Origin of the sequence: Paenibacillus sp. FSL R5-0701 (assembly GCF_037973995.1) — a bacterium.
In the GTDB taxonomy this organism is placed as follows: Bacteria; Bacillota; Bacilli; order Paenibacillales; family Paenibacillaceae; genus Paenibacillus.
This window is the reverse complement of the sequence record NZ_CP150230.1, coordinates 6,454,835-6,469,303: the sequence shown is the minus strand read 5'-3', so window position 1 is coordinate 6,469,303 and position 14,469 is coordinate 6,454,835. Positions and strand designations below refer to the sequence as shown.

The window sequence follows — 14,469 nt, the reverse complement described above, 5'->3', positions numbered from 1 at the left end:
ACGAACCCTACACACCTTATAGTGGCAATTACCGAGGATTGGAAAATCTAACGAATCTCACACGTCTTATGTTGACGAACACCTGTTGAAATGAAGCCGAAATGAGCTACTACAGCCAAATAAGACTTTTACGATTCGTTAGATTTTGAAATTGCCGCAAATGAGTCCAATAAGAGGTGTACGGTTCGTTAGAATTTAGGTGCGTGCTATCCAGAACTAATTACTACGCATAAATCCTGAGCGCGACCCAATGTCCAGTGTAACTAGTAAGTTCAAACAACACCAAGGAGGGATCGTTATGGCTGACTTATCCATTAATCTGGCAGGTATTCGATCACCCAATCCATTCTGGCTGGCTTCTGCACCACCAACCAATACGGGATATCAGGTTCAGCGTGCGTTCGAAGCGGGCTGGGGTGGTGCGGTGTGGAAGACACTGGGTGAGCCAATTATCAATACATCCTCGCGTTTCGCGGCGGTCCATTTTGGTGGGCAACGGGTGGCGGGGTTTAACAATATTGAATTGATATCCGATCGTCCGCTGGAAGTGAACCTGCGGGAGATTGCCGAGACCAAGAAGCGATTCCCGGATCGTGCGGTTGTCGCTTCACTGATGGTGGAACCAACGCGAGAGAAGTGGCATGAGATTGTGAAAAAGGTGGAAGCCGTCGGTGTTGACGGTCTGGAGCTGAATTTTGGTTGCCCGCATGGCATGGCCGAACGTGGTATGGGAGCCGCCTCTGGTCAGCAACCTGACCTGGTCGAACTCCAGACGATGTGGGTGAAGGAAGTAGCGACCACACCGGTAATTGTGAAGCTTACGCCGAATATCACGGATATTACGGCGACTGCCCGGGCAGCTGTCCGTGGTGGCGCAGATGCGATCTCGCTGATCAATACAATTAACTCTCTGGCAGGTGTGGATCTGGATTCGTGGAATACCGTGCCCCATGTGGGCGGCAAAGGAGCACATGGTGGATACTGTGGCCCAGCTGTGAAGCCAATTGCACTGAACATGGTTGCGGAGTGTGCACGTAATCCGGAGGTGGGTGTGCCAATCTCTGGCATAGGCGGCATATCTGATTGGCGGGATACCGCAGAGTTTCTGCTCATGGGCGCTACAGGGGTTCAGGTATGTACCGCAGCGATGCATCATGGATTCCGTATTGTGGAGGAAATGATTGATGGGCTGAACGATTATCTGGATGAAAAGGGTCTGAGCAGTGTAGCAGAACTGGTAGGTCAGACGGTTCCACGTTACTCGGATTGGGGCAATCTCGATCTGAACTACAAAGTGGTCGCCCGCATCAACCGCGATGTCTGCATCAATTGCAACAAATGCCATATTGCTTGTGAGGACACCTCGCATCAGTGTATTGATATGTTGACCGACCCGTCCGGCTCCTATCTGGAAGTGGTGGAAGAGGACTGTGTTGGCTGTAATCTGTGTTCGATTGTTTGCCCGGTGGATGGGGCGATTGAGATGGTTGAGCTTGTGCCTGAGCAGGAACCTGTAACCTGGAATGAACGTCAGTCTGCGATTGCGATGTTGCAATCGGTTAGAGATCAATCAACCAAGGAGGCGATATCATGAGTACCCGCAAATTGATTCGTAATGGTGTGTTGGTCACGGCGTCGGATACCTTTGAAGCAGATATTTTGATCGAAAAGGGTAAAATCACACAGATTGGCATCGGACTGGTGCCAGACGAACGAATGGAGGTTGTAGATGCAGCGGGCTGTTACGTCATTCCGGGCGGGATCGACCCGCATACGCATCTGGATATGCCCTTCGGTGGAACGGTAACGGCGGATAATTTTGCGACGGGAACGACAGCGGCAGCCTTTGGCGGTACAACAACGATCATTGATTTTTGTCTGACACAAAAAGGCCGTCCATTAATCGAATCTCTCCAGGAGTGGCATGCCAAAGCCGAGGGTAAAGCTGCCATCGACTACGGTTTCCATCTCATGATTGGCGAGATGAATGATCAGGTGCTAGAAGAGCTGCCACAGATCATTGAAGAAGAGGGTGTGTCATCCTTCAAGGTGTTCATGGCGTATAAAAACCAGTTTCAGGCCGATGACGGGATTCTCTTCCAGACGTTGCAAAAGGCAAAAGAGTACGGCGCACTCGTCATGGTTCATGCCGAGAACGGGGATGTCATTGACCTGCTGGTTCGACAGGCGCTCGCCGAAGGGCGCACGGAGCCGATTCATCATGCGCTGACTCGTCCATCCATGCTGGAGGGAGAAGCAACAGGGCGTGCAGCGCGTCTGGCTGCGCTTGCGGATTCACAGCTGTATGTGGTGCACGTGACCTGTGCGGAAGCAGTGGAGCAAATTGCGCGTATGCGTGAAATGGGCTACCGGATCTGGGGGGAGACCTGTCCTCAGTATTTGACACTGGATCAATCGATCATGGATCAGCCGGACTTTGAGGGTGCAAAGTACGTCTGGTCACCACCGCTGCGGGAAGCAGCGCATCAGGAAGTGCTGTGGAATGCATTGAAAAGCGGTCAACTACAGACGATTGGCTCCGACCATTGCTCGTTTAATTTCAAGGGGCAGAAGGACTTGGGCAAGGATGATTTTAGCAAAATTCCTAATGGGGGGCCTGTCATCGAAGATCGTCTCAGCATTCTGTATTCCGAAGGTGTAGTCAAAGGAAGGATCACACTGAATCAGTGGGTTGATCTATGTTCGACAAGAGCGAGCAAGTTATTTGGACTATTTCCGCAGAAAGGGACTCTCGCTGTCGGGACAGACGCGGATATCGTTATTTTTGACCCCTCTGTAAACAGGGTGATCTCGGCAGATACGCATCATATGAACGTGGATTACAGTGCATTTGAAGGCATGCAGGTACAGGGGTGTCCGGTGACGGTGTTGTGCCGCGGGGAGTATGTCATTCGAGATCGACAGTATGCCGGAACAGCAGGGGCGGGGCAGTATGTGAAGCGCAACAAGTATGATGCAGGTGCACCTATACCGATGAAACAACCCGTGACGGCAGTGAATGGAGGGAGAAGCTGATGTCGGATCATGATGTGTTTGAGGCCGAGAGGATCGCCATAGAGCGAATGGTTGCACAAGGTTATCGGATCTATGCGGTACGGGAACATCTGGAGGGTGCTCACGTCATATGGGGGCACCCGGATCTTCCCGAAGAGAAACAAGAGCAATACGTGGGCACGGCGTCTGGACGGAAGTGGTTCAGTCACATTTTGATTCGTCAGCTTCAGGAGCAGCGGGGAGCGTAGACCATACTGGAACTCTTCATGCGATCGGGCCGTGTACGTACTCATATGCGTAGATGGCAAGTTCGATCGCGACCCTTTTCTCGGGGAGGATATAATCTTCTCCCAAAAGGGCTTCGATTTTGTCCAAACGGTGATACAGCGTCTGTCTAACGATATATAGAGCGGTGGCAGTCTCTTGCTTGGAGCAGCACAGGACCAAATATTGCTTGAGGGTCCGCAGCAGCTGACCTCCTTTCTCTGCATCGTAACGAATGAGCGGCCCCAGATATTCTTCTATGAAATCATCCAGATTACCGCTCTGCTTCATGCTGGCAATGATACGATAACAATGAAGGTCACTGTAAAAGGGCTGCTGCATCACACCGATGTCCTTCTGAATTCGCAGTGTCTCCTTCGCGGTTTCCAGACTATCCTTGAGACGGGAGAGGTCTGTGCAGTTATGACCGATACCGGCCAGGCCTGAGAAGAGGTAGTGGGTCTGTTCCTGTTCGTGCTGCTGCAGCTGTTCGATGCAGCGCCAGAGACTGCTTTTACGCTGAGATCCAGGTAGTGGGTCGAGAATGATAAGAATGATCTGGTGGTTCAGAACGGTGCTGTAGAGGGTGAAGTTCTCCCGAGCGAACACGGAACGGGCAACGATGTTGCGTTGGATTAATAATTTCTGAAGTTTGAGGCTGTCTGTGTATGCAGGGTTACTGTCGAATAAGATTATGGTAGCTTTACTCGTTGCGAGGAGGGGATTAACGGTGGATACATATTCATGGATTTCCTTTGTGGAGTGGTGTCCGTTAAGCCAATCAATGACCCACATATCTTCTTTGTAGCGGCGTTTCTCTTCCATGTATTTGGTTCGCATCCAGTCCTGGGCAATCGCGGCCGCGCAACGTTCCAGTGCCTGAATGACGAATTCATCCGAAGGTTTGATCGGTATATTTGAATCGCGATCCGGCAGTTTTTGGTGCATCAGCACAAGGTCGGCAAAGGTGTAGTCCAACGCCTGAACAGGCATGTTGATCACATCCAATGTGTTACCTGACAGTTGCATTAAATTCGGAATATCCTCCCCCGCCAAATGTTCCCGCTGCAAAAACCAATCCTGCCGACGAGTCTCCAGCTGCTCTGGAGGGCAATAGGGAACGGCACTTGCTTCCCCTTCAAGTGGATATAACGCCACGGCATATCCGGTTGTACTTGACATTAATCGAAGCAGGGGTTGTACCCCGTCTCCATTCAGAAGAAGTTGGTTAAACGAGGTGGTGAGACTATCGAGTTCGGCAATCATCCGCTGATGACTGCGAATCAGGGTGAAATGCAGATCTTGGGTAATATCGATATAACGGACTTGTTCGTGGAACCAGATCAACGGAAAATCCGCTGCTACTGCAATTTCTTTCATCGCACCGAGCTGCGACTTGGTGTGATCCCCCAGTTCCATACAGAGTCCGGCAGCCCCACGTGCAATTAACTGACGCAAAAAAGACAGGCCTTGCTGCTCACCTTCCTGCCAGCCAATGCCTGTTGTCAGCACCAATTCCCCGCCATTGAGCAAGTCCCCCACCTCGGGAACCTCCATGATATGAACCCAGCGAACATACCGCTCCAGCGCACGATCACTGGCCAGGACTTCTGCCTTGCGAAACACGGGACGTTTTAACATGTCTCTGACTTGAATATGAAGCGTTGTCTCCCCCACACAACCACCGTCCTTCCCCAATTACATGTGATCTATCTGGAGACTGGAACCCCATCAACTTGCATAATTAATCCATATTATAATTCCATTTACAGCCGATGGGCAGAAATCTAACGTTCATTTGTTTCAAATGACAAATAGATCTGTGCTTTTTGTGATTATGATTAAAATGAAGAGTTTATATGTCAGTCTATGTCTCGTGTGAATTTACATAAAAAAGCCCCTTAACATCTATCGGAATTTAATTATTCCAATAGTGCTAAGGGGCGAGAGGTTGGAGAGTGTAGTCTTCATTTAGGCTGTACTCAACCCATTACATGAGACGACTCTCTACTTCTTAATCTTCAATTCTTTTCTTTTTAAATTTCATCAGGAACTCATACACAATCGGTACGATAACCAGTGTGAGCAGCGTGGAGCTGATCAGACCGCCGATTACGGTAATTCCGAGTCCTTTGGAGATGATACCCGCACTTTCTTCCAGACCCGTAACCAGTGGCAACAGGGCACCGATGGTTGCGAGAGCGGTCATCAGAATTGGACGCAGACGAGTTGCACCGGCTTCCAGCAAGGCTTCACGGGTAGACATACCCTCTTTTTCCTTGTGAATAACACGGTCGATCAACACGATGGCGTTGGTGACCACGATCCCGATGAGCATCAGTCCACCCATCATGGCCGAGACGTCAAGCGTACCGCCAGCGATGAACAGACCTACCATAATACCAATGACTGTAAATGGCAGGGAGAACAGGATTGCAAATGGTGCCAATCCGCCGCCGAATGTAACAACGAGCACGAAGTATACAATGGCGATGGCCGCCAGCATGGCGAGACCCAGTTGAGTAAAGGTATCATTAATCTGTTCGGTTGTACCGCCAAACTTCACTTCGACGCCATCAGGCAGATCCAGCTTGTCGATCTCAGCCTGTAAGTTGCTCGAAGCTTTCTGTACATCAGAAGCCAGGATGTTGGCTGTCACTTGTACAACTACCTTACCATCAATTTGCATGATGGAGTTCGGGGACGTACCTTCTTCTACTTTGGCAACATCTTTGATTGGTACTTCGATGCCAAGCGGTGAAGTGACGGTTTCATCCTCAATTTCTTTAATGCTGCTGAATGTTTTGTTGTCTGTTTCTACATATACTTTGTACGTTTTGTTATCAATATCAACTTCCGTAAGCACAGGACGTTCCCGTGCCGGGCTCAGCGTCATCGCCAGTTGGCCTGCAGTCAGGCCCAGGGAACTTAATTTCTCCTGATCCGCCACGAGCGTATACTGCCCGTAGGTGTCAGCAAGTGTTGTATCTGCTTTTTCAAAATTATCCTTATCCGCTTCAACCAGTTTCAGAATTTCATCCGATACAGGTTTAAGTTGCTCTACATTATCGCCATAGATGGAGAGGCTCAGGCCGCTACCACCCAGACCGCCGGACATGTCGAGCTCATTCCAGGTACCTACGGTAACTTCTTTCTTCAGACCTTCTACAAGCTGTTCCTTCACTTTGGTAAAGTCTTTTGTATCTTCGTTATATTCGATATAGAAGAGTGCAGAGTTTCCGCCACCGCCCCCCATACTGCTCAGTGGGTTCGTGCCGCCGATGGAATATTGCATTTTCTCCAGACCTGGTTGTTCCAGCAACCACTTCTCGGCAACGAGTGCTTCTTTTTCCACATCTTCACGCAAAGCTCCGGTTTGTGGGCTGTACGTAATAGTCACGTATTTATCCTGTTGTTCTGGCAAGAAGCTTGCACCGATGAACGGGTACAGGAACAAACTGCCGCCCAGCAAGATCACTGCAATACTGACTGTGATGAGTTTGTGTGAAAGGGTCCAGTTCAGCAGGCGTTTGTAACCTTCTGCCATCTTGCCTGGTTTTTCTTCGTGATTCTGCTTGTTCTTCAACCCTCCACGGAACAGGGTGTGCGCAAGCATCGGCACAATGGTAATGGCAACGATCAGGGATGCCAGCAAGGCGAATACCATGGTCAGTGCAAATGGCAGGAACAGCTCGCCTACCATACCGCTTACCAACGCTAGTGGCAAGAATACCGCAATCGTTACGATTGTGGAAGAAAGGATAGGAACAAACATCTCGCGAGTTGCTTCGCGAACCAATTCACGGCCTTTCAGTTTCTCGCCTTTGAGTGTTAATCTGCGGTAGATGTTCTCGATAACAACGATGGAGTCATCGACAACCCGTCCGATGGCAACCGTCATCGCACCCAGCGTCATCATGTTCAAAGTAATATCCATCATGTTGAGCGCAGTCAATGCCATAAGCAAGGAGAGCGGGATCGAGATAATGGAGATAATGGTTGAACGAATATTACGCAGGAACAGCAGGATGATCAGGATGGCAAACAAGGCGCCAAAAACGGCTTTGCCCAGCATCGTGTTCACCGAGTCCTGAATCGGTTTACCTTGGTCAAGCAGTACAGTCAAATCAGCATTTTTGAACTGCGTCTGCAATTCTTCCGCTTTGTCTTTGACTGCGTTAACGACATCAACCGTGTTGGCATCGTTGGATTTTACAACGGAAATACCGATCGATTCCTTGCCGTCTGTCCGGGAAATGGATTCCGCTTGACCGATGACTTCGATCTTGGCAATTTCACTTAGTTTTACAGTTGGAATGCCAGGTGCGTTTGCAGCGCCCGATGGACTACCTGCACTGGCATTACCGCCAGCAGCTTGCCCTGCAGCCTGGTCTGTTCCTTGTGCAGAGCCAGGAGCTGTACCTTGACCAGCTTCACCAGTTGGCGCTCCAGAGCCTTGTGGGGCTGCGCTTGCACCATTGCCTGTGGAAGCTCCGGCACCGCTGGGTACGACTGGAATGGCAAGGTTTTTCAGATCATCGATGTCGATAATGTTTCCATCTACGACAACGGCCTTCTGGGATTTATCCAGTTCGAACAGTCCCAGTGGCACACGAATGGATGAACCTTGAACGATACCGTTTACCGTATCTTCAGTTAGGCCCAGCTCGGCCATTTTGGCTTGATCAAACTTCAGTTGAACTTCTTTCACATATTGACCGGACACCTGAACCTGAGCTACACCGTCAATATCTTCGAGTGCAGGCTGAATATCTGATTCAACCAGTCTTGTCAATTGTTCGAGGTCACCACCGTCCTTGTCGGACAGGCTTAGAGATACAACCGGGAAAGAGTTAATGCTGAACTTGGAAATGGTCGGCTTCTGCACGCTGTCAGGCAATTGTACTTCATTGAGTGCCTCACGAACGGTTGCCGTCGCGTTGGTCAGATCTGTACCATAATCAAATTCGAGTGTGATCGATGCTGCATTCTCCATGGAAGTGGAGGTAACTGTCTTCACGCCATCCACATTGCGCAGTTTTACTTCCAGTGGCTTCGTGACGTCTTCAACAATTCCCTCCGGTGCAGCCCCCGGATCAATGGCAGTGACATTCAGAAACGGTACGTTGATGTTCGGGATCGTCTCTTGTTTCATCGTCAATCCGCTGTACAAACCTGCGAAAGAGATGATAATCGTCAGAATCCAAATAGCAAACTTGTTGTTCAGTGAAAAATTAATAATACCTTTCATACGATGGTTTCTTCTCCTCTCTGTTTCTCCTGTTTATGTGTGTGACGAGTCAGCTTGGATGAACCGGCTATACATGGCATCCAGAATATGCTGAAGCTCGGAGTGCAAAGATTGAATGGCAGTTACGTTCTCCAGATTGTGCATCATACCCAGAATAATGGCACGCCGCGGCGTGAATTCCATCATCTCCTGCCTGAGAATGGCAATGGTTTCAAGTACATCATTCTTCGGTTGTCCAGCAGGCAATTCGGAAGCAGCGATATCCTGCATTTGCTTGATAATATGAATAGGATGCCGCATCACCGTGGAATCTGGATGAGGTTCGGTAATCCAGGCAGGCCAGTCCTCCAAAGGAATCAAAGGCAAAGGTCGCTGCTTAAGGAATCCGTGCGCTGCATAGTCCATCATTTGCAGTAAATTTGTTGCCATTTTGGTAACAGTAAGGGACGGCATCTCTGTAAACCAGATCTTGACGTAGGAGAGGAACAGCCCCTGTGTTAGCAAAATAAGGTCAATCGTATAAGGTTCAATCTCCGACCCGTACTGCTCCTCCAGCTTATCCTTAAACCAATGTAAGGTACGGACCTCCAGATCTCTTTGCAGCGGATGGCATTGTTCCTTGCGTTGCTGTTCATCATCCATCATCATGCTGCGCATCTGTACTCGCAGAAACTCCTTAAGTTCGGCAACATGGATGAGCAGTGTCTCAATCTGCTTTTGCAGACGTTCACGCGAGGTGAGGCTGGTTTCATGCTCAATCTGTGTCATCTCGTCCATGAGTGTGTACATGCAGTACTCCAGAGTACTGGCTTCTAATTCTTCTTTGGATTTGAACATGATGTAGAGGCTGCCTTTGGACATCCCGCATAATTCTGCAATCTCTTGCATGGATGTTGCAGCACTACCTTTGGATGAGAATAACTTTAGTGCTGTAGTAATGATGAGCTTTTTCTTCTCATTCATCTCATGTATAGGGTTCATTAACGATGCATTCACCTCATCAGGGAACTTGTGAGTTCTTGAATTGACTTTAAGGTCAGAATAAGTATAAACGATCTGGTTGAAGGAATTCAAATGGGAGTAAAATGGAAAATTAGAGCGAAGAAAAGAGACTGATCAAAGGGAAGGAGAGACGGCAAGTAACAAGGTGCAGCTTGTATGTACGATATGGATAAGGTATCAAGAACGCTTAAGTTAGTTTCCTCCAGTGAAGGCGTACAAGGCGAGTATAATAATGGCGACTAGAGCGATGAGATAGAAGATGGCCATGCCGATCAGAAGGGTATACCCGGTAAAAGAGCCCATGCATGCCAATAATTTTCTCATGATTACACCATCCTTTTTTACGTAGCAAAGTATAAAGAGGTTCCCTATTTATATCATTCCCCAAAAAAGACGACTTCCTGATTGAAGTCGTCTTTTTTATATTACAAAATGTAATAGATATCATAATGGAAGCCAAGAATTACACGATAACGGAGATGGCAGAACCAACTTGAAGAAACGAAGTGTTCGCCTTAAAGCTTTCTGTAAGAAAGCTTCTTCGGAAGCTTATGCTACCACCGGAGTTATAGAGTGTAATTCAGTTGTTCCGTTATGTGATCAGTTTCAGACCAACGGCTGCCACCAAAATCATCGCGATGAACAGGATACGCTTCGCTTCTTTCCGTTCACCAAACAGGAACATGCCTGTTAACGTACTGCCGACCGTCCCGATCCCCGTCCACACGGCATACGCTGTGCCCATCGGAATGGACGTCATGGCGTAGGACAACAACGAGAAGCTGAACACAAACGACACCAGCATAAGTACGATGTATGGCCATCCTTTCTTGGTGGAAGCGCCATTAATACCGATTACGCCGAAAATTTCACATATTCCTGCACCTACAATTGCCATCCAAGCCATTATACTGCACCTCCTTTGGCTTCTTGCTGATCCGTAACCAGCTTCAGCCCGATTACGCCGCAGAGCAGCAGCCCGATGAGCAATACTTTGGCCAAGCGGAACGGCTCACCAAACAGTACCATTTCCGTGAGGACGGTACCCGCCGTACCAATTCCCGTAAAGACGGCATACACCGTACCCACAGGTAGCCTTTTGGAAGCGGCAATGATCAGTCCAAAGCTGATCACGATGGCAATCCCCGTCAAAGACCACTCCCAGGCATTCGAGGCATGTTTCAGCCCGCTCACCCAGACAATCTCAATAATTCCACCGATAAATACATATAACCAGTTGCGGTTCATGATGTTGAATCTCCTTCCGGCACAACACTTTGTGCCTCTTCGTTCAAATGATGAATGCCATGCCAGAAGACAGGCCAGGATGCTTCCAGCCGTCTCTTGTAGCGACGGGAACTTCCATAGATAATCTCCACGGTAATCCCGTCGAGGAACGTCATAAATGCAATAGCGGCTTGTTCTGCTGGAATGGCTGGAATATCTTCAGTACGCATTGCCCTTTGCAGCAGACGAGTCAGTGCACGTTCCATGCCATCGATAAACGGATACACCTGATCCATCACTTCGCCATACAGAGAAAGGGGTGGGTAAAAACAATTACGCAGCATCAATCGAGTCGAAGCATGGGCATTGTATTCTTGTTCGAACCAGATCAACAAGCCTTTCAGCCGCTGCTCCAATGGCAGATCCGCATGATCACGGAAATATTCCAGTGTGTGCCGTTTTACCTCGTGAAAAGCAAAGGCCAGTGTGTGTAAAAACAAGTCATCCTTGCAGCTAAAATGCGCATATATGGACGGTTTTTTAATCCCGACTTCATCAGCAATAGCTCTCAGAGAAGCTCCCTCATAGCCATCTCTGGCAAAATGGAACAGGGCTGCATCCCGAATGGATTGTGCAGTCATTCAATCACCTTCCTAACGGTCGTTAGGTAATTATATTTTCACACTTCACATCGCCTGTCAAGATGAAAATATCCGCCTGCACAGTAGAGTACAGACGGACATAACAGGTATGAATGTGGTTTTTGATCAAAAGGTTGTAAAACCCAGAATCAGTTGCAGCTTATATAGGATACCTTTCAAAAACGTAGTCTTCTCCTGGAACTCATCCAGGTCTAACGTGAATTCGGCATCATTATTATTCCAAATACGCTCGAAATAATTCGCGATATCAAGCGTGAACTTATTATCTGGAGGAGCAGCAACCCATAGATTATTCTCCAGATTGTAGTCATTCAGGTTTCGAGGTGTGAAGTTGGTTGAACCCCCGAGGACAATATGATCACCGGTTGCTTTGGCAAGATAGATCATCTTGGTATGGTATTGCTCCTTGGTGGTGTTATACCAGCGGATCTGAATTTTACCGTCGGATTTATCATGCAATTCAGCAGCGACAGGACGGTTCGGAATGCCGATCTTCTCCTGACCAAATGCATTTTCATTTGGATCAAGTACAAGCCGGATCTCGGTTCCTCGTTTTGCGGCTTCCAGCAGGGCTTCCAATACTTTCGGAGAGGCCACATAGAACATACCCATCCATAAGGTGTCACCTTTGCCAGCCTGATTGATCTCATGGAGTACAGCGTCATTCACTTTGCCTTCAGTTAAATAGCGTATTCGTAAATCTCCCGTGTTTGAATCCGAGGAAGGCGCAGTATAGGACGGAACCTGACCTCCGCCTGAGATGTCGAGAATAGCTTGCTCTGACTGAAGAATATCGCCAATGATTGGGCCTGTTACTTCAAATGCAATGTTCGAGTGGTAGGCACTCGCATCATGAATATTGCCAGAAGAGACAATCGCCGTCTTCTCACTAACAACAACTTTGCGATGATTTGCTTTCACATTGAGCAGCTTGAGATAGGAACGGACCGTTACATCCGGGCCATCCGTGGCCATCAGGTTTTTGATCCAGCCATCTCCGGATTGGCCGAACCATTGGAAGAAGGTACGCCAGACCGCAGAGTATACCGGAGTTGAATCACGCAAAGGGTCCACATCGGTGATGACCACATGAATGCCTGCTTGTTTCATTTGTTCCAGCAACGGATTGGGTGCTGAGTTATAGTTGGTATTTACTTCATCTGTAATGAACCAGATGTCCATATCAGGATGTTGATTTTTTTTGGCAACCAGCGCTTCGGTGAATTCAGTACTCACGGGAGGAAAGTTCTGTCCCTTGTGCTGATAATTATTGAACAGGAACATATCCACCAGGACAAACTGCTCTGCTTCCTCCACAATCTGCATCATGCGCTGGAAAATCTGCTGTTCATGCTCCATCTGTCCATCAGATGAAGGGTAGGTGAGGTCATGCAGGAACTCGACTTGATCCACACGATACTCCGGACTTTCGTAGGAAATGCCCGGTGGTAATGGTTTGTAGGTCTGATAGAGCATGACGGCGATGAGCCATAGGACCAATAGGACGAGTCCTGTTCGTATGTATGGAAATTTGCCGCGTGAAGACTTGCGGTCTGATGTATGGCGGCGTAATGAGACCAACGGTGGACTCCCCCTTCTGTGCTTGCTGACTTCTATTACCACACGGATGATAACGTTGACGCAGGACAACCCGGTAGAATAACTGATGTAGCGGTAAAATGCATATGGCAAAATTGGCATTATGCAATCGACAGGTGTCTGAGCGTTGTGTATAATGAGTGTATTATTTTTGTAGAATGTTAGGGTTTTCATATGCCTGACAAGGACGGGGAACCAATGATATAACCTTTGAAATCTGGACATTTAGGAAAGAAAGTGGGTAATAAGGTGTATTCCATCAAACAAGTCGCTGCCATGCTCGGTATCCCGACGGTGACGCTCCGGGCTTGGGAGAATCGGTATAGTGCGGTCACCCCTGAGCGGACGGAATCGGGTTATCGAATGTATACCGAAGAGAATGTTGCGGATCTGCGCTGGTTGAAAGAACAGGTTGAGCTACATCAGACCAATATTTCGGAAGCGGTACGGATGTTGAAAGTAAACAAATTAAATCCGCCCGAGGCTGTGCCCACGCCGATCATGGCTCCGGTGCCTACGATGGAAGAAGCCTACGCACGCATGGCAGATCAGATCTATGACTCGCTCTACAACTTTCAGGGTGAACGTGCCAATGGTTTGATTGATTTTGGTTTCACCATGTATGGGTATGACTCGATGTTCTATCATGTGTTGGTGCCCATTCTGGTTCGGGTTGGAGATGCATGGGAGCAAGGCAGGGCTTCGGTGGCCCAGGAACACTTCATGACACAGCTGATTTCACAGCGGTTTTATCAGTTTTTCCATCTGTTCCCGATCTATCCGCATCTGCCCAAAGTTCTAGCGTTGTGTCCAGAAGGGGAGCATCATCAGGTTGGATTGCTGCTGTTCTCTCTCTTTATGCGTAAAAATGGAGCGGAAGTACTGTATCTCGGTGCGAACACACCAGAAGAAGGTATCTTCCCGATTATTCGGGAGCAGAAGATCAAGTTGGTCTGCCTTTCAATCACAAGTCCAGGGCTTCTTGAACGGTGTGATCAACTTATAGAACGGATTAAAAACGAGTTTCCACATATTCGCTTCGTACTTGGTGGAAAGGGCTATGAGCGTGCAGAACATGCTCGTTACCCGCAATGGATTATGCCAGGGGATTCAGCGGATTGGCAGTCATGGATAGAACGTGAGTATCTCGCAGATCGACCACCTGGTGCGAGGTTTGGACAGGCACATAACTAAACATATCGTATCATTCAATGAATAGGTTAGTGTATAAAGGACATCCTTTGACGAAAGTGATCAAAGGGTGTTTTTTTGTGTTTATATATGGATTAATAGAGTATTTTGACCAACGGGTCATTTTTTGGTTTACAAGGTCGTATAATATTTGTATTATATTTGTATAATGTTTTTGCTAGTTACCGCTTAAAGTGTTCTTGGGCGGTTTAATAATAGGTTAGGGGCTAGAGAACTATAGGAATTCCCTACATAGAA

General features: G+C 48.2%; 12 protein-coding genes. 4 read left to right on the top strand and 8 right to left on the bottom strand.

What is annotated here, in order from left to right:
- The first annotated feature begins 298 nt into the window (after positions 1 to 298).
- From preA to MKZ13_RS28460, 3 genes are read left to right on the top strand one after another with little or no spacing between them, the layout of a single operon-like run.
- The gene (gene preA / locus MKZ13_RS28470; protein WP_339179991.1) at positions 299 to 1,594 is read left to right on the top strand and encodes an NAD-dependent dihydropyrimidine dehydrogenase subunit PreA; all 1,296 of its coding nucleotides are present in this window, start codon (positions 299 to 301) and stop codon (positions 1,592 to 1,594) included.
- Positions 1,591 to 3,036 carry a dihydropyrimidinase gene (gene hydA / locus MKZ13_RS28465; protein WP_339179988.1) on the top strand — a complete coding sequence of 482 codons (1,446 nt, stop codon included), beginning with the start codon at positions 1,591 to 1,593 and terminating at the stop codon, positions 3,034 to 3,036. Before preA ends, hydA begins: the two co-directional genes overlap by 4 nt.
- Positions 3,036 to 3,263: a hypothetical protein gene (locus tag MKZ13_RS28460; protein ID WP_062836929.1), complete on the top strand. Its 228-nt coding sequence runs from the start codon at positions 3,036 to 3,038 to the stop codon at positions 3,261 to 3,263. Before hydA ends, MKZ13_RS28460 begins: the two co-directional genes overlap by 1 nt.
- A 16-nt stretch (positions 3,264 to 3,279) precedes the next feature.
- Here MKZ13_RS28460 and MKZ13_RS28455 read toward each other — a convergent pair whose 3' ends face one another.
- The 8 genes from MKZ13_RS28455 to MKZ13_RS28420 all read right to left on the bottom strand — a co-directional run bounded on the left by MKZ13_RS28455 (position 3,280) and on the right by MKZ13_RS28420 (position 13,002).
- Positions 3,280 to 4,956, bottom strand: a complete 1,677-nt coding sequence (locus MKZ13_RS28455) for a PucR family transcriptional regulator ligand-binding domain-containing protein (RefSeq protein WP_339179986.1) — start codon at positions 4,954 to 4,956, stop codon at positions 3,280 to 3,282.
- A gap of 337 nt (positions 4,957 to 5,293) precedes the next feature.
- On the bottom strand, positions 5,294 to 8,530 hold the full coding sequence (locus MKZ13_RS28450) for an efflux RND transporter permease subunit (protein WP_339179983.1): 3,237 nt from the start codon (positions 8,528 to 8,530) through the stop codon (positions 5,294 to 5,296).
- Between the two features lie 33 nt (positions 8,531 to 8,563).
- Complete coding sequence (locus tag MKZ13_RS28445; protein WP_211084010.1) at positions 8,564 to 9,511, bottom strand: TetR/AcrR family transcriptional regulator; 948 nt, start codon at positions 9,509 to 9,511, stop codon at positions 8,564 to 8,566.
- Positions 9,512 to 9,724: 213 nt separating this feature from the next.
- A complete protein-coding gene (locus MKZ13_RS28440) occupies positions 9,725 to 9,856 on the bottom strand; it encodes a hypothetical protein (RefSeq protein ID WP_272907692.1) in 132 nt (43 codons plus the stop codon).
- Between the two features lie 268 nt (positions 9,857 to 10,124).
- Positions 10,125 to 10,439, bottom strand: coding sequence for a multidrug efflux SMR transporter (locus MKZ13_RS28435; RefSeq protein WP_017691901.1), 315 nt, complete (start codon positions 10,437 to 10,439; stop codon positions 10,125 to 10,127).
- Positions 10,439 to 10,780 (bottom strand): multidrug efflux SMR transporter, encoded by a 342-nt coding sequence (locus MKZ13_RS28430; protein WP_221825442.1) that lies wholly within the window; start codon positions 10,778 to 10,780, stop codon positions 10,439 to 10,441. The genes MKZ13_RS28435 and MKZ13_RS28430 overlap by 1 nt, the downstream gene beginning before the upstream one ends.
- Positions 10,777 to 11,400, bottom strand: coding sequence for a TetR/AcrR family transcriptional regulator (locus MKZ13_RS28425; protein ID WP_339179973.1), 624 nt, complete (start codon positions 11,398 to 11,400; stop codon positions 10,777 to 10,779). Before MKZ13_RS28425 ends, MKZ13_RS28430 begins: the two co-directional genes overlap by 4 nt.
- Positions 11,401 to 11,526: 126 nt before the next feature.
- Positions 11,527 to 13,002, bottom strand: coding sequence for a phospholipase D family protein (locus MKZ13_RS28420; protein WP_339179971.1), 1,476 nt, complete (start codon positions 13,000 to 13,002; stop codon positions 11,527 to 11,529).
- A 267-nt stretch (positions 13,003 to 13,269) separates the two neighbouring features.
- On the opposite strand from MKZ13_RS28420, the gene MKZ13_RS28415 reads away from it, so the two are divergent.
- Positions 13,270 to 14,214, top strand: a complete 945-nt coding sequence (locus MKZ13_RS28415; protein ID WP_339179969.1) for a MerR family transcriptional regulator — start codon at positions 13,270 to 13,272, stop codon at positions 14,212 to 14,214.
- The last annotated feature ends 255 nt before the right edge of the window (positions 14,215 to 14,469 follow it).

Coding starts and splice junctions, on each gene's coding strand:
- preA (WP_339179991.1), top strand. CDS start 299: ATGGCTGACTTATCCATTAATCTGGCAGGTATTCGATCACCCAATCCA.
- MKZ13_RS28425 (WP_339179973.1), bottom strand. CDS start 11,400: ATGACTGCACAATCCATTCGGGATGCAGCCCTGTTCCATTTTGCCAGA.
- MKZ13_RS28440 (WP_272907692.1), bottom strand. CDS start 9,856: ATGAGAAAATTATTGGCATGCATGGGCTCTTTTACCGGGTATACCCTT.
- MKZ13_RS28460 (WP_062836929.1), top strand. CDS start 3,036: ATGTCGGATCATGATGTGTTTGAGGCCGAGAGGATCGCCATAGAGCGA.
- MKZ13_RS28430 (WP_221825442.1), bottom strand. CDS start 10,780: ATGAACCGCAACTGGTTATATGTATTTATCGGTGGAATTATTGAGATT.
- MKZ13_RS28435 (WP_017691901.1), bottom strand. CDS start 10,439: ATGGCTTGGATGGCAATTGTAGGTGCAGGAATATGTGAAATTTTCGGC.
- MKZ13_RS28450 (WP_339179983.1), bottom strand. CDS start 8,530: ATGAAAGGTATTATTAATTTTTCACTGAACAACAAGTTTGCTATTTGG.
- hydA (WP_339179988.1), top strand. CDS start 1,591: ATGAGTACCCGCAAATTGATTCGTAATGGTGTGTTGGTCACGGCGTCG.
- MKZ13_RS28445 (WP_211084010.1), bottom strand. CDS start 9,511: ATGAACCCTATACATGAGATGAATGAGAAGAAAAAGCTCATCATTACT.